This window comes from Vibrio sp. 10N.286.45.E10 (assembly GCF_002874195.2).
Taxonomy (GTDB): Bacteria; Pseudomonadota; Gammaproteobacteria; order Enterobacterales; family Vibrionaceae; genus Vibrio; species Vibrio crassostreae.
In genome coordinates this window covers 909753-930372 of record NZ_MCWD02000002.1, presented here as the reverse complement: position 1 = coordinate 930372, position 20620 = coordinate 909753, and the positions used below count along the sequence as shown (strand labels likewise).

The window sequence follows — 20620 nt, the reverse complement described above, 5'->3', positions numbered from 1 at the left end:
AAATCACTGAATTTATATAACAAAATATTGATAGCATAAAAACAATTCATGGAATCATACTAAAATGTGTACCGAATTTAGTTTTGAGTAATATAAAACCTTGAGTCATAAGAACAAGATCACGATCACAAACAAAAGAGGAATTTCAAAGGTAGTATCCGCCGTATTAGAAATCCATCAATTTATATTATTTAGGTGTTTATAATGACAATTAAAAATAGTCTTCCTTATTTTAAGGATTGGCCAACGATTGAATCAGCTATTAAGAAAGATCCTATTATTGAAGATAAAATAATTGAAATTCTTCAACAAATGACACTAGAAGAAAAAGTTGGACAGATGATCCAACCTAACCTGCGTGAAGTGACACCTGAAGAAGTGTACGAATATAAACTCGGTTCGATTCTTAACGGTGGCGGCGCTTGGCCAAACGAAAACAAACATGCTTCTGCTCAAGATTGGGCTGATTGCGCAGATACGTTCTGGGAAGCAACAGAAAAAATGTTTGAAGGTCGTGGCTTTAGAATACCTTTTGTATGGGCAACCGATGCGGTTCATGGTCACAACAACGTATTCGGGTCAACAGTCTTTCCTCATAACATCGGATTGGGATGTGCTCGAGATCCTGAACTAATCCATAGTATTGGTGAAGTAACCGCTCGTGAAGTTGTAGCAACCGGCCTTGATTGGACATTTGCACCAACCGTAGCAACACCACGTGATTATCGTTGGGGCCGCGTTTATGAAGGTTAATCTGAAGATCCTGCAGTGACCTTCGAGTATGCCGCGAAAATGGTACAGGGCTTACAAGGTGACGCGGAGCAATTAAAAAGCGAGGAACGTGTTCTTTCAAACGTTAAGCACTTTGTCGGTGACGGTGGTACACGCACAGGTATCGATCGTGGTGTAAATGGCTACAGTGAAGAGCTCCTGATCAACATCCATGCGATGGGTTACTTTAGTGGCCTAGAAGCAGGTGCACAGGTGGTCATGTCTTCTTTCAATAGCTGGGAAGATAATGCGAACTATGACCATTCACCTGAACAAGGTGAAGAATACAACCTAAAAATTCACGGAAGTAAGTACCTGCTTACCGACGTACTTAAAGAAAAAATGGGCTTTGATGGCCTAATTGTTACCGATTGGAACGGCCATGCAGAGGTAAGTAAGTGTACCGATACTGACGCCGTTTACGCGATTAATGCGGGAAATGATGTTCTTATGGTTCCAGTTCGTGAACACTGGAAAGGGGTAATAAAATCAACCTTGTCAGCAGTAAATAGCGGCGTTATTTCTATGGCTCGTATTGACGATGCCGTTACCCGCATTCTGCGTGTGAAAATGCGTGCTGGATTATGGAATAAGCCTCGCCCTAGCCTACGCCAATTTGCTGGAAAACAAGCGCAACTTGGTGCTCAATCTCACCGTAAGATTGCCCGTGAGTCTGTGCGTAAATCTCTTGTCTTGCTTAAAAACAACAATGATATTCTTCCTCTATCTCGTGACCAGAAAATCATTCTAACCGGCAGCGCTGCTAACGATTTACAAAAACAATCCGGTGGTTGGAACCTAACCTGGCAAGGGGATGAAAATACACTCGACGATTTCCCTGGTGCAACAACCGTTAAAATGGCACTTGAAGCTGAACTTGGAACAGAGAACGTAACCTTTGACCTAGATTTAAGTTCAGATATTAAAGCAGGTGATGTCGCTGTCGTTGTGTTTGGCGAAGATCCTTACGCTGAAATGATGGGAGATATCAAAGCGTGGCAATCGCTGGAGTTTTCAAAGCTCAAACGCAGCTATAGATCGGATTGCGAGAAAGTCGCTAAATTAAATAAGCAGGGCGTTAAAGTCATTAGCATTTTCTTTAGTGGTCGTCCTCTTTACCTCAACGAAGAAATCGCTCAATCAGAAGCATTCGTAGCCGCTTTCCTTCCTGGTAGCGAAGGCATGGGTATCACCGATGTCCTCATTCGTGATGAAAATGACAATATTCGTTATGACTTTGTTGGTCAACTTTCATACTCTTGGCCAAACAAAAAGCGCAGTGTGACAGTTAACCGCATTCCACAGCACATACCTAACTATGTTTGCCCAGAGAACGAGCAAGATCCAAACGGTGAACACGCTCCACTGTTCGAATACGGATACGGCCTTAACTATACTGATCGTAAGCAAACACGCGACCTTGATAACATTGAACTGGATATTGATGTTGTAAACCAAACAGAAACGGCAACTGAATCTAAGCATCTGTACGGGGTTCGTTCAAACATTGGCGACTACAACTTAAAAATCTCAGACCTCGGACATTGGATCGGTTCTGAAGTTTCAAGAAACAACCCAATGGCGATTGAAGCGATTAACACCGAACCCTATAACTATGAACAGCAACAAGATGCGATTAAGGTCAACTTTAATGAGCAATTTGGCGCGACGTATATCCAAGTCGGAGACGGTTCGGTAGAAGATTTCTCTCAATATCGTAACGGGTCAATTACCTTTGAAATTAAAGTAAAAGAGGCACCAACCGAGCCTGTTAAATTGTCACTACAGAAATGGACTAAGAACGAAGAGCCAATTGGAGTCGCATCTGTTGATATTACTGAGCTATTAATTGAAAGCGATGATTTTATTAAAGTCTCTGTTCCTTGTCAGGCCTTTATCGACCAAGGTGTTGACTTACGATATTTAGATACACCATTTATGCTGTATACAAAAGGTAAGCTTAATGTTGTCCTTGCAAATATCTCATGGAATGCCTAATAATTTAACTTCTGTCACATGTAATTTTTTATAATTAAAAAAAAGCCCACAAAAATACGTGGGCTTTTATTTTCCTTGACAAAAAAAATAGAAAAAACAGTTCAATAAATATATTGACCCTCATCTCACATAGAGAAACAGTCATGAAACCAAGCAAGGGAGATTTAATTTATTACAATAAAAACATAAAGTTAACCATGAACCATTTTGATATGGTAAATATAAAGCCATTTTAAAAACTCTATTCTCCTCACATTAAACTACCTATAACAAAATATAGAATACTTCCATCCAATCAGTAGGGTTAGCCGATAAAAAAACAGGCTTAAACACTGACAATAATTAATAAAATATTTTCTTAATTAGTCCTTTAATAAATATAGGTATAAAATGAAATTTAAACCAACTAAAATAACCTTAGCTTGTGGTGCAATCAGGGCAAGATCATGAACATTTTTCGCCCAATGGTTGACTAACGTTGACCTGATGGGTTGGTTGTGATCTTATTCTCCTCTTTTGAGGAGCACCCATGAATTTAGATACCATCAAAACGTATTTCAGCATCATTCGAGACGAACGACAAAGCGCAAAAGTAGACTATCCTCTGTTCGACATTTTATTTGGTTCAATTTGTGCCGTAATAGCCGGAGGTCAAGGCTGGACTGATATTCGCGAGTATGTTCTCGGACACCATGAATGGTTTCTTAAACATGGTTTATTCGAAAAAGGTGTGCCGGTTGATGATACCTTTGCTCGTCTGATTTCAAACATCGACCCGGCAGAGTTCGAGATTGCTTTCTAGCCTGGATGAAAGCAGTGCACAAGTTAACTGGTGGTGAAGTGGTAGCCATTGACGGCAAAACTTTACGGGGTTCCTATGACAGAAACGACAGGCAAAGCACCATTCACATGGTGAGTGCTTATTCCTGTGCTAATCAACTCGTATTAGGTCAGCTAAAAACCGATGCTAAGAGTAATGAAATCACAGCGATACCTGCACTCCTCCAGATGCTCGACTTACGAGGTGCTATCGTGACGATTGATGCGATGGCCTGCCAGACTAAGATAGCAAAGGCTATCACGAGCAAAGGCGGTGATTACTTATTATCGGTTAAGGGTAATCAAGGCAAGTTAGCGGCCTCGATTCAGTCCGCCTTCTCCTCACGCCGGCGAGATCCGATTGACTGGGATAGGTATCAAGTTGAGAAGCAGAAGGGCCGGATTGAAGCGCGTACTTGTCATATCCTGAGTGCTCGTGAGTTGGAGGGTGACTTCTCCACTTGGGATAGGTTAACCAGTATTGTGATGGTCGAAAACTACCGAGCAACAAAAGGCAAGGCTCCAGAGTTGGAGTATCGTTACTACATTAGTTCAGCAGAACTGACCTCAGAGCAGGCAAGAGAGGCTATCCGTGCCCACTGGGGCATTGAATCCATGCATTGGATTTTAGATGTCAGTATGGGTGAAGATGCTTGTCAGATTTATAGAGAAAATGCTGCTGAAAACATGGCGGGATTAAGACATATGGCACTGAACATGCTCAGAGCTGAGTCAACCAAGATTAGCGTACCGATGAAACAGAAGCGGTGTATGATGAAGCCTGCCTACTTGGAACAAGTTCTTATGGCTGGATTTACATCGATGGCTAAATCTTAACCATTCATGCGGACGCCCTGGTGGTGCAATGCTTTTCACATCAAGTGCAATGGCAACCTCTGATATTGATTTCTTTGGTTACATGCGTGCTGGTGCTCATATTTCACCAAACAGCAGTAACGGAAATGGTCACCCTGATTACATATCCGCTGAAGGTGCCGCGGGTAAATATCGCTTAGGTAACGAAGACGATTGGCTAGAGTTTGGTCTTAAATCAGATCTTTTCTCTGAAGGTAGTCAACGCGGAGAAATTGGCGTCATGATAGGTTCTTGGCATGATGTTCAAGAGTTTGGTGGTGGCATCTCTGACTCTTTCGATGTGATGCAAGTTTGGGGACAACTGCACGGTGTGTTCGGCAGCGACGTAACAAGTATGTGGGCGGGTAAACTCTACCCACGTTCTATTGCTGATGACATGCTAGATTACGAGTATTGGGATAACTACGGCCGTGGCTTTGGTCTTCGTGACATCGAATTGCCAGGTATGTTGATGGATGTCACTTATAACTACAACAACGGCGAGATGACAAACCCCGGTGATACACCAGCAGAAGATGAGCGATTCATTACCGCTGTCCACCTTCCAGAGCTGCGTGTTCATAACATCGAAGTACCGGGCGGTAAGCTAGCACTTGGTGTTAACCTTGCTAGTGTCGTTGATGATGAAGTTTTAAAAGAGACCGTCACGAACGCTCAAACGACCGGTTACATGTTAACGGCTTCTCACCGCGGTAACTTTGCGGGTTTTGATAACATCTTAACGTTGCAATATACCGACGGTATTGGTGTTGCTGGTTGGTCTGGAACTCAGATCGTTAACGTTGAAGCACCTGGCAGCAGTGTTCGACTGTTTAACCACGGTAACTACACATTCAACGACAAGTGGAGCGCTGGCTATTCTATTGCATTCGAAGACATTGACATGGACTTTGATAACAAAGATGGCAAAGAATGGTTCAATGCGGGTATTCGCCCACGCTACAACTGGAGCTCGTTCACTCAAACTGAGGTAGAACTTGGTTACCAACAAGCAAAATCAAAGACTTATGATGGTACAAATACATCAGCTAAAGCGACACTTTCTCAAAAATTCCATTTTGGTGATGTACCTCATATCCGCTTATACGTAACATACGCAGAGAAAGACACGCATTGGAGCGAAGTCTCTTTTGGCGAGCACTCTTCCGTAGCAAACGACAAGTTCGACTCTGTTAGCTTCGGCGCTCAGTTTGAAGCTTGGTGGTAATAAGTAACCACATCTTGATTTTCTGCCTAGTCCATAGGGCATATTAAAAAGAAAAGGCAGCTACTTTTCTAAGTAGCTGCCTTTTTATCTCTGCCAAAGTCTAAAATATTCAGTCTAGGTGGACTCTCGAATAATAAGCTGCATTGTTGGCATCTTATATTTCGGTTTATTACCTGATATCAGATCCAATATGTATGCTATGGATAACTCGCCCATTTTCTCAAAAGGTAACCGAACAGTGGTAAGCGGTGGGACGGTATAACTTGAAAGTGGCATATCATCATACCCTATTAGAGCCACATCTTTAGGTACGTATAGTCCCTCTCGATAGAGACCGTGCATGGCACCAAATGCACTTTCATCATTACAAGCAAATATTGCTGTGAACTCATGACTATTAGAGACAAGTTGACGAACAGCTTGGCTACTTTTTTCTGAGTCAAAATCACCCCAAGTGACTAAATCATGCTCCACTGATAGCCCTGCACTTTCCATTGCCCTAACAAAACCAGAGTAACGAGCATCTGCATCGCTGTTATCTTTCGGCCCTCTAAGATGTACGATATTTCGATGACCTTTTTGAATCAAATGGTTTACAGCTAAATAGGCTCCCAGTTCATTATCCATGCTTAATTGCGGTAACTTTTTTTGCCATGATTATTTGTCGATAATGCCGGTGTTCCAAAGATTAATGTTGGAGCACCTTTTAATAACTGACTTATTTCCTTCTCGCTTAGAAATGAGCCAATAACGATCATGCCATCCACTTTTTTAGCAACCATATCTTTAAGGATTCGACGCTCACGATCAATGTCGTAATTACTCACTTCTACATTAATTCGATAAACATGTTTTGATACCGCTCGATTCATTCCTGAAAATATACTGGTTACGTGATTGCTATCGTAACTAGGTGAAAGCACACCAATAACCATTGTTCGAGCCGCGGCTTGAGTATGAGGTTTCTTTTGTTCATATCCAAGTTCACTCATTGCATTTTCAATAGCCTGAACTTTTTCCTTTTCAATAAATGAACTGCGATTAAGATATCTCGAAACAGTACTAGGTGAAACGTTAGCGTGCGTAGCTATCATTCTAGATGTTACTTTTCCCATATTTTCATACCCCTAATAAATCATTAGTACCAACACACTAATCGTTATAGATCATATTAATATTCACTCCATAAAATCCAATCCAAAATCACAAAATATAGTTCTCTGACAAATAAATGACTTTATTGATTTTATAAAACAAATAAAGTCATAAACCATATAAATGCTTAATAAGGATTATCGCAATGCCAATGATAAAAAGTCGATTATTTATAACTTAATCGACGCGGCAGCTAAACGCAGAAATGACAATCCTCGGAATCCAAACCATAAACGCCTTTGCGAATGGCCAGATGCTCCGCACCTGCCTTCACGCCCATATGATAACCTGCGTCCAGAACAGTTTGATCCATGGTTAATCGCTTAACCGCGAACGCTTCTGGCGGCGCTATCACTTTAATGGTCGCATCTTTTGGAGGGTTACGAATGAACTCCAAAGACTGGTTGTAGTTTTCAGCACGCACCGCCATCGACTCCGCAATGTTTGGGAATTTCTTTAACAGTTTTTTCAGCATCCACTGATACTTCTGCGGCTTCATTCGGTAGCTAAGTGGGTGAGAAAGAATCACGGTAATATCGCGCGCGCCACGGCGATAAGCTTCGCGAACTGGAATCGAGTCGGCGACACCACCATCTGTATAACAACCGCCAGAGAAGCACGGAGTTTCACGATAAGCGATAGGTAAAGCCGTTGTTGCTTCAACCACATTAGACAGGTTTTCAGGCTTAATATGATAGTAATCGGCACTGCCTGTATCCACATTCGTCACAGCGGCAATCAGTGGGATACTTGAAAACATCTCTCCACAATCAAGCGGGTAGCGTTGGTTTGATTCATTCCATAGCCACTTCACGTCCACCAAGTTACCCCCCTTGGCAAAACGAGCTGGGTTGAAGAAGGTTTTATCGGTCGCCATCGTGGTGATCACGTTGTAACTGCGTTTTGGTGCTTGAGATAAGTAACCAACTAGGTTGGACACACCCGCAGATACGCCAATAGCAAAATCATAAGGACGGAAATCGTCTTCCATAAAGGCGTCCAACACTCCGGCAGCGAAGATGCCTCTCATTGCCCCACCTTCAACGATTAATGCGCTGTTACTCATCTCAAACTCTTCTACTTTATAAACTGATGGTCGTAGAATAATTCGATCACTCTTACAAAGATAATGGGCTGAGTTTATTAATTTAATAGGCAAAAGCTATCATTAAATATCAACTAAGATTCAATAGCTTATTAAGCCATAGGATCAAAAAAGGCCGTGAGTGCATCACTCAACGGCCTATTGATTAACCAATTACATTATCGATTACGAATTAAACTCGCTTACATCGATTTCAAGCAGTTTACCAATGCCTTCGCCGTATGCCGGGTCGGCTTTGTAACAGTGTCTTAGATGACGCAGTTGAATCTCTTTAGGTACGCCGCCTAGGTTACGAGCTGTGTTATCAAACAGAATCGCTTGTTTTTCTGGTGTCATCAGACGGAATAGGTCTCCCGGTTGCGAGAAGTAATCTTCATCTTCGCGGTGATCCCAGTGCGCCGCTGCGCCATCTAGGTTCAATGCTGGTTCAGCGAAATCAGGTTGCTCAGCCCATTGACCTTCGTTGTTTGGCTCATAACCCAATGTGCTACCGAAATTACCATCAACACGCATCGCACCATCACGGTGGTAGCTGTGTACTGGGCAACGAGGTGCGTTCACTGGGATATGCTGATGGTTAACACCCAAACGGTAACGCTGCGCATCACCATAAGCAAACAAACGACCTTGCAGCATCTTGTCTGGTGAGAAGCTGATACCCGGAACCACGTTGGCAGGGTTGAATGCCGACTGTTCAACTTCAGCGAAGAAGTTTTGCGGGTTACGGTTCAATTCAAACTCACCCACCTCAATTAACGGGTAATCCGCGTGTGGCCAAATCTTAGTCAAATCGAACGGGTTGTATGGCACTGTCGCTGCATCCGCTTCTGGCATCACTTGCACTTTCAACGTCCATTTAGGGAAGTCTTGGTTGTCAATACTGTCTAACAAGTCGCGCTGGTGACTTTCACGGTCATCGCCGATCACTTGTGCCGCTTCTGCATCAGACAAGTTCTTAATACCTTGCTGAGATTTGAAGTGGAACTTAACCCAGAAGCGTTCATTATCAGAGTTGATAAAGCTGAATGTATGACTACCAAAACCGTGCATATGACGGTAAGTCGCAGGGATACCACGATCACTCATCACAATCGTGATTTGGTGAAGCGCTTCAGGTAGAGAGGTCCAGAAATCCCAGTTGTTCTTCGCGCTGCGCATGTTGGTGCGTGGGTCACGTTTCACCGCGTGGTTTAGATCTGGGAACTTAAGAGGATCACGAAGGAAGAATACTGGCGTGTTGTTACCTACCATATCCCAGTTACCTTCTTCAGTATAAAACTTCAATGCAAAGCCGCGAATATCACGCTCAGCATCGGCCGCGCCACGCTCGCCGGCGACTGTCGTAAAACGGGCAAACAAGTCGGTCTTTTTACCTACTTCAGAAAACAGCTTTGCCTTAGTATATTTGGTGATGTCATGCGTAACAGTAAATGTCCCGTAGGCACCAGAACCTTTCGCGTGCATACGGCGCTCCGGAATCACTTCACGATCAAAGTGCGCCAATTTCTCTAAAAACCAAACATCTTGCAGCAGTTGAGGGCCACGTTTGCCCGCCGTTTGAACATTCTGGTTATGAGCGACAGGACAACCCGCAGCTGTGGTCAGTTTTTTACTCATGGTCTATTCCTTAAGGTTAAAGATATCGCATCGTTGCCACATCTTAGATTTAAGTGGATTCAATACTTTAAAAACCACTAAAACAATATGGATAAAGAATAGACCTGAGTTGGCAGAAAATATAATCGTTTATATTTATCGTTGTTATCTATAAAACCTATTGAACTTCATTGCGAATAAGCCTATGTATAACTTCGCTTTAGTTAAAAATGGCATGGCCTAACCTCAGAGTTGATGCAATGTTCCTCGCCGTTCTGGTTAGGTTCAATTCAGCTTCTCGTAGTACTTGCTCGAGTGACTGAGGAGATCGCACTGTTCCGAACAAGCTGCTCATTTCACCATATAAGGCTTCGACTTCAGTGCCCAAAGATCCTGCAATCCCTATCGTCGGAATGCCTTGCAAGCTCGCACGTTTAGCAATGCCATAAGGCGTTTTTCCTTGCAGGGTTTGATTGTCCATCTGACCTTCGCCGGTAATCACAAGGTCTGCGCCTTTCAATACTTCATCGGCTTGTAAAACATCGAGTACCATCTCAATGCCCTGTTTAATCTGCATATTGAATAGCAAACCAAGTCCCATCGGCGTACCACCAGCCGCGCCATAACCAATGCGCTTGTGAACAGGTTCATCGCCACTAGCACAACCCTGCATCTCAGCAACTTGAGCAAAGTTCGCAAGCGCAGTATCAAGCATCACAACTTGGTCAGGTGTCGCTCCTTTTTGTGGGCCGAAGATATGGCTGGCACCATTATCACCACACAGTGGATTATCGACATCGCACGCCACAATCAATTCGATATCAGCACAGCGTGAATCTAGGTCGGTAAGATCGATAGATGCTAAATCCGCTAGCGCAGCGCCACCTCGGCTGAGTTCTTGCCCTGCACGATCAAGCAATCTACCACCTAACGCTTGTACAATTCCTGCACCACCATCATTGGTCGCACTGCCACCCAAGCCAAGAATGATCGTTTGAGCGCCCTGCTGCATCGCTTCTAAAATGAGCTGACCTGTACCAAATGAAGAGGCTACCAATGGATCACGCTGCTCTGGTGTTAACAAATCCAAGCCTGATGCGGCAGCAATCTCAATCAGTGCAGTTTTTTTCTGATTGCTTGCGGATGGCTCAAGTATCGCCCACTCCGCGTTTACAAGTTCACCCAACGGCCCTTCTACTTGGTAGGTTCGCTTCTGTCCTGCTAAACCTTGCAACAACACATCTACCGTACCCTCACCACCATCAGCCAGAGGTAAAGTCACATAGTCAGCGTCAGGAAAGATTTCACGAAAACCCTTTTCAATACACGCCGCCACCGATACCGCCGATAAAGATTCTTTAAACGAGTCTGGTGCAATAACAATTTTCATACTGATAAATCCAAGGAAATAATAATTTTGATAGGCTGTCGATCCAAAAATGCCCCTATGTCAGATTAGCAAGCCAATCAAGCAATAGGGGCAGTATATAAAGGTAAGCGGTATTAGTTAGTAACAGCTGCCTTTACTTGTGATTTCTCTTTGCTTTTTAGCCAGATAAATACTGCTGCTAAAACTGCAATTGGAATCAATGGATCAATCAGTGTACCGCCTTTACCAAACACCAAGTTTAGAACCATGATGATGCTTGCACCAATCGCCCATGCGATAGTTGAAGACACAGACCAGATCTTGATTTGGTCTGCTAGTTCAGTAATCCCTAGCGTACGGTTGATGATGTGGAAGTACGAATCGTTCAAATGAGAGAAGCCAACCGGGCCTACCGCACATGCAAGTGCTACGAATACTGGGTCTAGACCTAACGTTTCGACCAATGGCAGCGTCATCGTTGCTGCAACCATCATAGATGCCGTTGCTGAACCTTGGATTAAGCGAAGCATTGATGCGATGGCTAGCGGAACTAATAATGGAGGAATACCGCTGCTTGCAATCGCTTCTGCTACTTGAGGACCAGCACCTGATGCTTTAAGTACGGCCCCCATTGCGCCACCACAACCAGTCACTACAAGAATTAGCCCCGTAGTAGACAGAGCATCATCCATAGAGCTAACCATGTCTTTACGCTCAATATGGCGAGTAAGACCGTATAGCGCCATAAGAACACCAATACCAACTGCAACTACAGGATTACCAATTAAAGAGATCACAGTGTGTATTGCGCTGTCACCCTGACCAACAAGTGTGTTGATTAGGATAAAGGCGATTGGAAGAAGGATTGGACCAAATGATAAGAAGTTACTTGGCAGTTCTTTGTCATCCGTCTCTTTTACTTTTTCTAGGTTTGCCCAATCAGCTTGGTTAGTAATCCATGTTTCACCGTTTGGTACACGGTAGTATTCATTGCCCACGCGGCGAATGTAAATCATAGAAAGCAACATCATAGGGATAGAAACCATCAAACCCCAAAGCATGTACTCACCGAGGTCAACGCCAAGAATACCGGCTACTGCAACTGGACCCGGAGTTGGTGGTACAAGTGCGTGAGTGATCAGTAGGCCAAGCGCTAAAGTCACACCTAGGCCAACCGCTGACTTACCAGTGTCACGTGAAATTGCGCGAACAAGAGAATGCAAAATGATATACGCAGAATCACAGAAAACCGGAATAGCGACAAGTACACCTGTAAAACCTAGTGCTAAGTCTTCGCGACCTTTACCACACAGCTTTACAAACGTTTTTGCCATTCGAACAGCGGCTCCAGAACGCTCAAAACACGCGCCCATGATCACGCCAAACGCGATAATCAAACCAATCCCGCCAAGTACGCCACCAAAGCCAGCTTTAATTGCGTTGATCAGCTCTGTTGGTGCCATTCCAGCAAACAGACCCATGATGATACTGGCAATAATCATAGCAAGTGCCACCGGGATTCTCGTTTTAATGATCATACCCATCATGGCTAAAATGCCAATTACGATGCCTATCAGTGCTCCATCCATTGTATTTTCCTTTTTGTACTATTTGTTGTGTAGGGTTTGCATGCGAGAGGCATAGGAGTACCGCCCGCAGCACTTTATTGTGCAGCGACTTTTATTTTGGGCCGCTTTATCTTATTTTTACGAGTTCAAATCTGCCTTAAAGGCTCAAGCTGGCTGCTTCTATAAATAGGGTTTAACCCATTCCAAACCGGCTTCAGTTGTATTTTTTGGGGTGTATTCACAGCCAATCCAACCTTGATAACCCGAATCATCCAAAACACTAAATAAGTGTGGGTAGTTCAGTTCGCCTTCCGATGGTTCATGTCTTTCTGGTACAGAAGCAATTTGGATATGACCGGTATAAGCGGCAACCTCACGAATCAAAGTACTTAAATCGCCATCCATGATTTGTGCGTGGTACAGGTCAAGTTGCAGCTTCACATTTGACCTATCGACCAACTTAATCAGTTCGACAGCATCACGTTGGTGAGCTACGAAGTAATTAGGAACATCACGGCTATTCAGCGGTTCAATCATCAATTCAATGTCTTGCTCAGCAAACTTATCTGCGGCAAAACGAATGTTTGAGATAAAGGTTTCAACGTGTTGCTGTCTCGTGAAATTCGCATCATGTAGACCCGACATCGCGTGAATTTTCTTGCAGTTCAGGGCTTTAGCGTACATAAGTGCCGTATCAACGCTGGCTTTAAACTCTTCTTCACGGCCGGGAATCGCTGCAAAGCCACGTTCACCTGCATCCCAATCACCTGGGGGCATATTGAAAAGCGCCTGTTCAAAACCAAATTTCTGCATTTTTTCTGCCAGTTCTTCAGCTTCAAACGCGTAAGGGAATAAGTATTCCACCGCTTTAAAACCAGCTTGGTGTGCTTTCTCAAAACGCTCCAAAAATGGCACTTCTGTAAATAGCATGGTTAGGTTTGCTGCGAATTTAGACATTATTTGCCTCTCCCTTTTAGATCCATCACTTCTTCATCAGTGAGGTAACGGATGTCTTTGTCGTTCAGTAAAAACGCTAACTTGGCGGTCTCTTCTAACTCTTCTGCATTGTCCACGGCATCGACAAAGTCAGTGCCTGTTACTACTGGACCATGATTCGCCAACAAAAAGGCTCGGTAGTCGCCAGCTCGCTTTGCAAGCTCTTCAGCGATCTGAGGATCTCCTGGGCGCAAGTAAGGAATCACAGGTAGTTCACCAATTCGCATCACAAAGTACGGCGTAAACGCCTTAATCGCGTTGTTGCGATCCAACCCTTCAAGGCATGAAAGTGCAGTCAGGTATGTTGAATGCAGGTGCACAATCGCATTGCACTCTGCGTTGTTTCTATAAATCGCTAGGTGAAACGCGGCTTCTTTTGACGGTTTTTTACCTGATATATGGTTGCCATCAATATCAACAACCGACAATTCCTCAGCGACAAGGCGACCAAATGAAGAGCCGGTTGGTGTTGCCAAAAAATGCCCATTAGGTAATTTGATAGAGAGATTACCCGCACCGCCTGTAGCGTAACCTCGTTCGAACATCGAACGAGCGAGCGTTACCATTTGCTCTCTTAACTGCTGCTCGTTCATCAAAACTTTACTCATCTGAATCTCGCTTATGAAAAGAATGATTGCGCTTTAGCGAAGAAATTCTCGTCACCAAAGTTGCCCGATTTAAGTGCTAATGAAAGCTCACCTTCAACCGACTTAACCCAAGGCACACCCGGTGCGATTTGAGGACCGATATGAAAACCTTTAACCGCTAAACTTTGCGTCACAACACCTGAGGTTTCACCACCAGCAACGATGAAATTTTTCACGCCATGTTGTTGTAGCTTGATAGCTAACTGGCTAAAAAATTGCTCTACGGCATGGCTTGAAGCTTGTGCACCGTATTCTTCTTGAATGGCTTTCAGTGCAGCCGCATCCGCGGTTGCATACACCAAAGGAGCAAGCTCACCTTGGTTGTTAGTCATCACCCAATCGAATACTTCATTGGCGTATTGATCGTTGGTTAAGCATGCCTTCACGTCGATAGCGAAATGAGGAGCGAGTTGCTTGTAAGCTGTAACTTGTTGATTAGTCATTACCGAGCAAGAACCCGAGAACACAACCGTTGGCGCTTTTATTGGGCTACCTGCGTTTTTTGCGTCGCTTTGGTCAGCAAGATGTTCAATCCAGTTTTTTGCTATGCCCGCTGCTAAGCCTGAACCACCTGTGATTAACTTCAGAGATTTAGCGGCTTGGCCTAACGTCACCAAGTGTTCTGCGTTAAAAGCATCAACGACCGCATAACGGTTGCCTTGAGCTTTTAATTCATCAAAACGAGCGGTGACTGCATCAGAGCCTTGTTCAATGGTTTGGAAGTTAACCAAGCCAGAAACACCCTCTGATTGTGCATCCATCATTCGAACGACACTGGAATCTGTCATCGGTGTAACCGGGTGATTACGCATGCCTGAATCACTTAATAGCTCACCAAAAACAAACAAGTGACCGTTGTAAACCGTGCGACCATTAACGGGCAATGCAGGACAAACCACAGTGAAAGATTCGCCAAGCTCAGCCAAAAGTGCATCGGTTACGGGACCGATATTGCCCTCAGCTGTGCTGTCGAACGTCGAGCAATATTTGAAGTAAAACTGTTGGCAGCCTTGAGATTGGAGCCATTTAAGCGCAGTCACCGAATCGGTTACCGCTTCATCTACCGGGCAAGAGCGAGATTTAAGGCTGATCACGACCGCATCCGCTGAAGCATCAAAGTCACCCTTCGGAATGCCGTTCAATTGAATAGTGCGCATCCCGTTTTCAACCAAGAAACCAGCAATGTCTGTTGCACCTGTAAAATCGTCTGCAATAACACCTAATAACATGATTACTTCTCCACTTTTGGTGTATTAACACCCGGTAGGTCAATGCCTTGGAACACTTTGATTACTGCGCTATCGTCTTCTTGACCAAAGCCAGCATTACTCGCAGTTAAAAACATATTCAGTGCTGCACTTGATAGTGGAAGCGGGAATTTTAGGTCTTGAGCGGTATCCGATACCAAGTTCAAGTCTTTTACGAAGATATCGACCATAGATTTTGGAGAGTAATCACCATCAACAACGTGCTTCATACGATTCTCGAACATCCACGAGTTACCCGCTGCGTTAGTCACAACGTCGTACATCAGATCTAGAGGGATATTCGCGCGAGCTGCTAATGCCATTGCTTCAGCGCCTGCAGCAATGTGAACACCTGCAAGTAATTGGTGGATGATCTTTACAGTCGCACCAAGGCCAATAGCTTCACCGATGTTGTAAACTTTTGCCGCCGTCGCATCGAGTACAGGAGCCAATGCCTCGAATGTAGTAATCGCACCTGAAGCCATGATAGTCATTTCACCTGCTTCTGCTTTTACTGCACCACCTGAAACAGGTGCGTCAAGCATCACAAGATCATGTTCAGCAAGCTGAGCTTCGATTTGTTTCGCGTCTTCTGCTGAGATCGTTGCCGAGACCATAACTGGCGTGTTAGGTCTTAGTGCCGCCGCAAGACCAGTCTTAAACAGTACCGTGTTAACTTGAGCAGCATTCACAACGAGTACCAAAACAGAATCAAGTTTGTCTGCAAACTCAACCGCATTCGTCGATACCGCTTTTGCACCATATTCACACAAGGTTTCAAGCGCTTGCGGATTCAAATCGAAACCATATACATCAAGCCCTGCACGCACACATGACTTAGCTGCGCCCATGCCCATTGAACCTAAACCGATAACACCAACAGATTGAACTTCACTCATAACAAGATGCCTTTCACGTAATTATTGAATTTTAAATTTGTTAACTATTGTTTATGTTTGTGATTATATGTGAAGCAACCGAATGCGACTTAGTGACAAGTCACACTTTTAACAAAAGTTAACATGCATGGGTGATTTACCCCTTTCGAGGCATTAGATAATGGTAATTTCCGCAACAATCACAGTTCTTACTGCTATATCACAACAGATATTCACAGATATTCACAAAACAACGAAAGGTTGATAGGATAATGAAAAATAAGAACATAGAAGAAGAATCATGATTCCAGCAGAACGTCAGAGAACCATTTTGTCACTATTATCACATCAAGAAGTGATCAGTATTTCTGAGCTTGTTGAGCACCTAGAGGTGTCTCATATGACCATTCGTCGAGATATCGTAAAGCTAGAGACATCAGGGAAAGTGATTTCAGTTTCGGGTGGCGTTCAGCTGACTAAAGCACTTCACAGTGAATTGTCACACGACATCAAGGTAGAACAGCAAGCAAACGAAAAAGCTCAAATAGGTCAACTAGCTGCTCAATTAGTTCCTGAGTATTCGACTATCTACTTAGACGCCGGAACCACCTCTTTGGAGATCGCCCACCAACTTGCAGGGCGAGATGATCTGCTTATCATCACCAATGACTTCGCGATTGCCGCGTACCTAATGAACAGTACACAATCTGAGATTTACCATACTGGTGGTAAGATTGACCGTGAAAATCAATCGAGTATTGGGGGCAAAGTAGCGGAGTTCTTAGCAGGGATGAATATTGATATTGCGTTTATCTCTTCTTCATCTTGGAATCTAAAAGGGCTCTCGACACCTTGTGAAAATAAGGTATTAGTCAAACAAGCCATTGTTCAAGCAGCTCATTCAAACTATCTGATTTCAGACTCAACCAAATACGGGCGCATCGCTACTTTCCACGCCTTAGATTTAAGTGCGCTTGATGGCGTGATCACCGATATTGATCTTTCGAGTAGTGTGATTGATGAGCTTCAAGATAAAGGTATTAAGGTCATTAACTCGTAACTGTTCCCCCCATCAGCTTCAGGCTCACCAATCAAACATTCAGAGCCTGAATACCAAAACTCCAAAACCATCTATTTATCCACTCGATAAAAATAATTCTTACAATTAAGTTTCTATATTCATTAATAATATTATCAGCGGACGGCATAATAGCCACGAATCCTTTTAACGAGTTTGGTTATGTTCAACAAGCGCCTTTTGATATTAGCTTTACCGCTTACTTTTGTGTTTCCCACCCATGCTGAAACGTTTGGTGAGCGAATGACGCGTATCGAACAAGAGAATGTACTGGCGAAAACCATGAGTGAAGAACAAGTTGAATTGATACAAAAAGTCGTACAGATCAACCACTGCGCTAAAGTGGCGCTAACCCATCACCAACGTATTTTAGGCCAATATAAGGTTGAAACGTCCTCTTCAGAGTTATTTGTAAAATGGCGTCAACTCGGTAAGGAGTTAGACGCTCAATACGAAACGGATTACCCCGGCTACCCTAAGCACGCTTTTCAAGAATATCCTGCGGCTTCAAGCAAAGTCGATGGCTACCTTTTTGCTTTAATCGACAATGGATTAAACGAGCAATCGTGGATCGCCAAAGAGTTTAAGCAGTGTAAAAAGAATAAGCTGATATCCCGAACCTAAGCTCTAGTCTGCTCTGATTCGAGAGTGCTCATTCGCATTGGTTTTAATAAAGTAAGAACAGCCCTTCATAGCCACCTATTTCTATTTGCGTGACATATTCTCCGATGTTGCCGTTTGCATCGACAGGCTTCATCGGTACGTCCAATACAACCGTCAGCTTCTCTGTCTCATAAAAGCTCGCGTTCTTACCGTGGAAATCTGTACGGTACAACACTCGACCCTTATCGAACTCTCTCGCTAACACCATGTCCTCAGGACCACCAGCGACCACCTGATTATCAGATTGATATATAAAGTACGTGAACGTCGGTAGAACGTGAGTCATTCCATGGGGCAGATCAGCATGCACCATTTCATTCATCGAGGAATCGCCAACGATGGTGTAGTCAGCGGGTTGAGGTGTCATTGTCGATAGCATCAAAGGAATCGGCTCAAAGCCTTGTGGGATATGATGACTCGGCTCTCCCAAATCAACAGCCAATAACGAACTTGGTTGATAGGCGATGTTTTTAGGGACACCACTTTGCCAGAAAGTATCTGCAGTCGTGTTACCACTTCCATAAACGTAACCATTGTTCCACTGATTAAAGTAGCTATGTTGAGCGTGTCGATTGAGGTGATAAATCGCTAGGGTCGAGTATTGGTCTTGCTTCCAGTTATCTTCACTATTTCCAAGATATTGAACTCGTCCATAACGCGTTGTCGCCTGAAAGATAACACTTTGCCCATTATAGGCGAGCGCAGAATTATCCCAGAATTTAGAGATCCCCGAGTAACCACTAAACCCAGTAGACGGAAAAATGTAGTGCTCTCGTAAATACAGAGATCCCGCCTCGCTAAGATGAGACTGTCCATTTCGACCCAGCAAGTTCGCGGTTCCGATGTTCAACCCAATCGACGCATCACTTTCTAAAGCAGATAGATTTTTCAGAAACGCTGAAAATTGTTGTTTGTAGAGATCGTCTGCTTGATTCGAACCCGCAACTGCTCCTAACTCTTGAACATGCCCGCCAGAATGAACATAGAACTGGTTCGAACCAATGAGTTTATTTGTGTCGTCGTTGTACGCACCATTCAAACCTTGGCTTTCCCAGCTTTGCTTATAGTAGCGATGAATAGCAGATAGATAATCCGTGTTTGCGACGTTCGTTAACGACCAAGATGAATTAGCGCTCCACATTCGACCAAATGGCACCACTCTTGATTCCCAACGAAAACGCGCTGTCGCGTTCTTATTAGTTCGATTTCGATACTCGCTCGGCGACAAGTAGTTATCGCCATCTAGGTCTGCAGACACATCAAAACCGCGGATTTTGCGCCATTGGCTGATAGCATCGCCATCCGGTGTTGTGCTCGGGGCATCGGTTAATTTGACGGTTGGAAAACTGTTTTTGAGTTCTACTTCTTTTAAACGCGGCCTGTCGTCAGCGTTCTCACTTTGCCAACGAACTCTCACAACGTATAAGCGCCCACCATCTCTCAAAAAGGTTGAACCAAAATACTGGCCGCCACCATAACTCGCACCGCTCCCATCATGAGTTGTCGCTCTCACCCAATCATTAGGTAGGTTCCAAATCACAGACTGGTTTTTGGTCATATTGAGGGTTCTGTCTTTCTTAATATCAAGCCTTTCCCACCGAGACACCATTCCGCGAGAATCAATAACCGTTGGGTATTCAATCCAGAGTTCTCCGCTGCCAGCAAACTGTGAGAAATTGAAGGTCAGCCGTTCGAACTGCTCGGCATGATAGACGTACAAAGCCCCGCCCTGTTCAAAATTCTCAAACACATCGGCATCCCATGGAGGCTCTTGATACAGCCAAAATCCAGCATGATCTTCACCTGAGGTATAACCGACGATCATGGGCTTGCGATTTAGTAGAGTGTTTTCACCGTGAGTATTATCAACTTCGGCAATGACAGTATCTTCAGAAAAGTGTAGGAAATAATCTTCGAAATTGAGGCCTTCTACCTCAGCTTGGTTACGGAGATCGTTCTCCAACCAACCCGAGTTCATCGCCATGACTTGGTTGTACATATAACCAATTGTCGTAGCCCGCTCATTGTCGGCTTTGTCGGCATAGGCACCGAAGACAATATCACTGTTGGTAATTTCCCAATCAATGACAGCATTCGCAGATAGTGGGGAGCCCGAAAGATCAACACCAGCTTCATGTTGCCCTGGCAGCACAACTGCTATACCAACAGCAAAAGCGTAGCCAGCGATTAAACATGACGGTATGAATGCGAGCAGCCCAGAAGTGTAGGTTTTCATGAATCATATTTCCTAATCGATACTGTCATGCCTTAAATCACAAGACGAAAAGTCAGCCAACTTACGTGTCAATTTAGGAATCAAAATACGAAAAAAGTATCGACTACATTGCTGAATTGTTCAAGTGCTCGTCTGTCTTGTTTCATCGGTGGTAAGGAAAACGAGAAAATGTCGATTAAAAATCAAGATATTAAGGAAAAGATAAATTTTTGTGATTTTAATTTTATTTGGAAACCAAGTATCTCCGGCTAACGAAAAATCAGCTCAGATTTTCTCAAAATGAGAATAAAGCAGTTTGGAAGACAGAAGATTATCAGAACTTAAAGCTCAGAACGGGCTGAGATTTGCTGCATCGAATCTCAGTTTCAACGCCACACTGTTGAAACTCAATTTGGATAGGCTAGTCTCGGT

General features: G+C 43.9%; 14 protein-coding genes and 2 pseudogenes. 5 read left to right on the top strand and 11 right to left on the bottom strand.

Features of this window, described 5'->3' with window-relative positions:
• The first annotated feature begins 204 nt into the window (after window positions 1-204).
• The 3 genes and pseudogenes from BCU34_RS17200 to BCU34_RS17190 all read left to right on the top strand — a co-directional run bounded on the left by BCU34_RS17200 (window position 205) and on the right by BCU34_RS17190 (window position 5671).
• A pseudogene (locus BCU34_RS17200) lies at window positions 205-2769 on the top strand (glycoside hydrolase family 3 N-terminal domain-containing protein).
• 529 nt (window positions 2770-3298) lie between these two features.
• Window positions 3299-4425 (top strand): annotated as a pseudogene (locus BCU34_RS17195) (ISAs1 family transposase).
• 28 nt (window positions 4426-4453) lie between these two features.
• Window positions 4454-5671, top strand: a complete 1218-nt coding sequence (locus tag BCU34_RS17190; protein WP_108145194.1) for a carbohydrate porin — start codon at window positions 4454-4456, stop codon at window positions 5669-5671.
• A gap of 114 nt (window positions 5672-5785) precedes the next feature.
• On the opposite strand, the gene BCU34_RS17185 is transcribed toward BCU34_RS17190, so the two are convergent.
• From BCU34_RS17185 to ltnD, 10 genes are all read right to left on the bottom strand, one after another.
• Window positions 5786-6298 (bottom strand): substrate-binding domain-containing protein, encoded by a 513-nt coding sequence (locus BCU34_RS17185; protein WP_102479678.1) that lies wholly within the window; start codon window positions 6296-6298, stop codon window positions 5786-5788.
• Between the two features lie 2 nt (window positions 6299-6300).
• Complete coding sequence (locus tag BCU34_RS17180) at window positions 6301-6786, bottom strand: LacI family DNA-binding transcriptional regulator (RefSeq protein WP_102479679.1); 486 nt, start codon at window positions 6784-6786, stop codon at window positions 6301-6303.
• A 233-nt stretch (window positions 6787-7019) separates the two neighbouring features.
• Entirely contained in the window at window positions 7020-7892 is an 873-nt protein-coding gene (locus BCU34_RS17175; RefSeq protein WP_102479556.1) for a patatin family protein, read from the bottom strand.
• 204 nt (window positions 7893-8096) lie between these two features.
• Window positions 8097-9548 carry a catalase gene (locus BCU34_RS17170; RefSeq protein ID WP_102479558.1) on the bottom strand — a complete coding sequence of 484 codons (1452 nt, stop codon included), beginning with the start codon at window positions 9546-9548 and terminating at the stop codon, window positions 8097-8099.
• A 199-nt stretch (window positions 9549-9747) separates the two neighbouring features.
• Window positions 9748-10917: a glycerate kinase gene (locus BCU34_RS17165; RefSeq protein ID WP_048660974.1), complete on the bottom strand. Its 1170-nt coding sequence runs from the start codon at window positions 10915-10917 to the stop codon at window positions 9748-9750.
• 113 nt (window positions 10918-11030) lie between these two features.
• Complete coding sequence (locus BCU34_RS17160; RefSeq protein ID WP_102479560.1) at window positions 11031-12485, bottom strand: GntP family permease; 1455 nt, start codon at window positions 12483-12485, stop codon at window positions 11031-11033.
• A gap of 159 nt (window positions 12486-12644) precedes the next feature.
• A complete protein-coding gene (gene otnI / locus BCU34_RS17155) occupies window positions 12645-13421 on the bottom strand; it encodes a 2-oxo-tetronate isomerase (protein ID WP_102479562.1) in 777 nt (258 codons plus the stop codon).
• Complete coding sequence (locus BCU34_RS17150; protein WP_170960800.1) at window positions 13421-14068, bottom strand: aldolase; 648 nt, start codon at window positions 14066-14068, stop codon at window positions 13421-13423. The genes otnI and BCU34_RS17150 overlap by 1 nt, the downstream gene beginning before the upstream one ends.
• 11 nt (window positions 14069-14079) lie before the next feature.
• A complete protein-coding gene (gene otnK, locus BCU34_RS17145; protein WP_102479564.1) occupies window positions 14080-15336 on the bottom strand; it encodes a 3-oxo-tetronate kinase in 1257 nt (418 codons plus the stop codon).
• Between the two features lie 2 nt (window positions 15337-15338).
• Window positions 15339-16253 carry an L-threonate dehydrogenase gene (gene ltnD, locus BCU34_RS17140; RefSeq protein WP_102479566.1) on the bottom strand — a complete coding sequence of 305 codons (915 nt, stop codon included), beginning with the start codon at window positions 16251-16253 and terminating at the stop codon, window positions 15339-15341.
• A gap of 280 nt (window positions 16254-16533) precedes the next feature.
• On the opposite strand from ltnD, the gene BCU34_RS17135 reads away from it, so the two are divergent.
• On the top strand, window positions 16534-17292 hold the full coding sequence (locus BCU34_RS17135) for a DeoR/GlpR family DNA-binding transcription regulator (protein WP_102479567.1): 759 nt from the start codon (window positions 16534-16536) through the stop codon (window positions 17290-17292).
• Between the two features lie 180 nt (window positions 17293-17472).
• Window positions 17473-17934 carry a hypothetical protein gene (locus BCU34_RS17130; protein WP_102478783.1) on the top strand — a complete coding sequence of 154 codons (462 nt, stop codon included), beginning with the start codon at window positions 17473-17475 and terminating at the stop codon, window positions 17932-17934.
• 43 nt (window positions 17935-17977) lie between these two features.
• On the opposite strand, the gene BCU34_RS17125 is transcribed toward BCU34_RS17130, so the two are convergent.
• Window positions 17978-20209 carry a hypothetical protein gene (locus BCU34_RS17125; protein WP_102478784.1) on the bottom strand — a complete coding sequence of 744 codons (2232 nt, stop codon included), beginning with the start codon at window positions 20207-20209 and terminating at the stop codon, window positions 17978-17980.
• Window positions 20210-20620: the final 411 nt, after the last annotated feature.

Bases quoted from the DNA above. Each gene is read 5' to 3' on its own strand.
- BCU34_RS17170 (WP_102479558.1), bottom strand. From the start codon at position 9,548: ATGAGTAAAAAACTGACCACAGCTGCGGGTTGTCCTGTCGCTCATAAC.
- BCU34_RS17180 (WP_102479679.1), bottom strand. From the start codon at position 6,786: ATGGGAAAAGTAACATCTAGAATGATAGCTACGCACGCTAACGTTTCA.
- BCU34_RS17175 (WP_102479556.1), bottom strand. From the start codon at position 7,892: ATGAGTAACAGCGCATTAATCGTTGAAGGTGGGGCAATGAGAGGCATC.
- BCU34_RS17160 (WP_102479560.1), bottom strand. From the start codon at position 12,485: ATGGATGGAGCACTGATAGGCATCGTAATTGGCATTTTAGCCATGATG.
- otnK (WP_102479564.1), bottom strand. From the start codon at position 15,336: ATGTTATTAGGTGTTATTGCAGACGATTTTACAGGTGCAACAGACATT.
- BCU34_RS17190 (WP_108145194.1), top strand. From the start codon at position 4,454: ATGCTTTTCACATCAAGTGCAATGGCAACCTCTGATATTGATTTCTTT.
- otnI (WP_102479562.1), bottom strand. From the start codon at position 13,421: ATGTCTAAATTCGCAGCAAACCTAACCATGCTATTTACAGAAGTGCCA.
- BCU34_RS17150 (WP_170960800.1), bottom strand. From the start codon at position 14,068: ATGAGTAAAGTTTTGATGAACGAGCAGCAGTTAAGAGAGCAAATGGTA.
- BCU34_RS17130 (WP_102478783.1), top strand. From the start codon at position 17,473: ATGTTCAACAAGCGCCTTTTGATATTAGCTTTACCGCTTACTTTTGTG.
- BCU34_RS17185 (WP_102479678.1), bottom strand. From the start codon at position 6,298: ATGGATAATGAACTGGGAGCCTATTTAGCTGTAAACCATTTGATTCAA.
- BCU34_RS17135 (WP_102479567.1), top strand. From the start codon at position 16,534: ATGATTCCAGCAGAACGTCAGAGAACCATTTTGTCACTATTATCACAT.
- ltnD (WP_102479566.1), bottom strand. From the start codon at position 16,253: ATGAGTGAAGTTCAATCTGTTGGTGTTATCGGTTTAGGTTCAATGGGC.
- BCU34_RS17125 (WP_102478784.1), bottom strand. From the start codon at position 20,209: ATGAAAACCTACACTTCTGGGCTGCTCGCATTCATACCGTCATGTTTA.
- BCU34_RS17165 (WP_048660974.1), bottom strand. From the start codon at position 10,917: ATGAAAATTGTTATTGCACCAGACTCGTTTAAAGAATCTTTATCGGCG.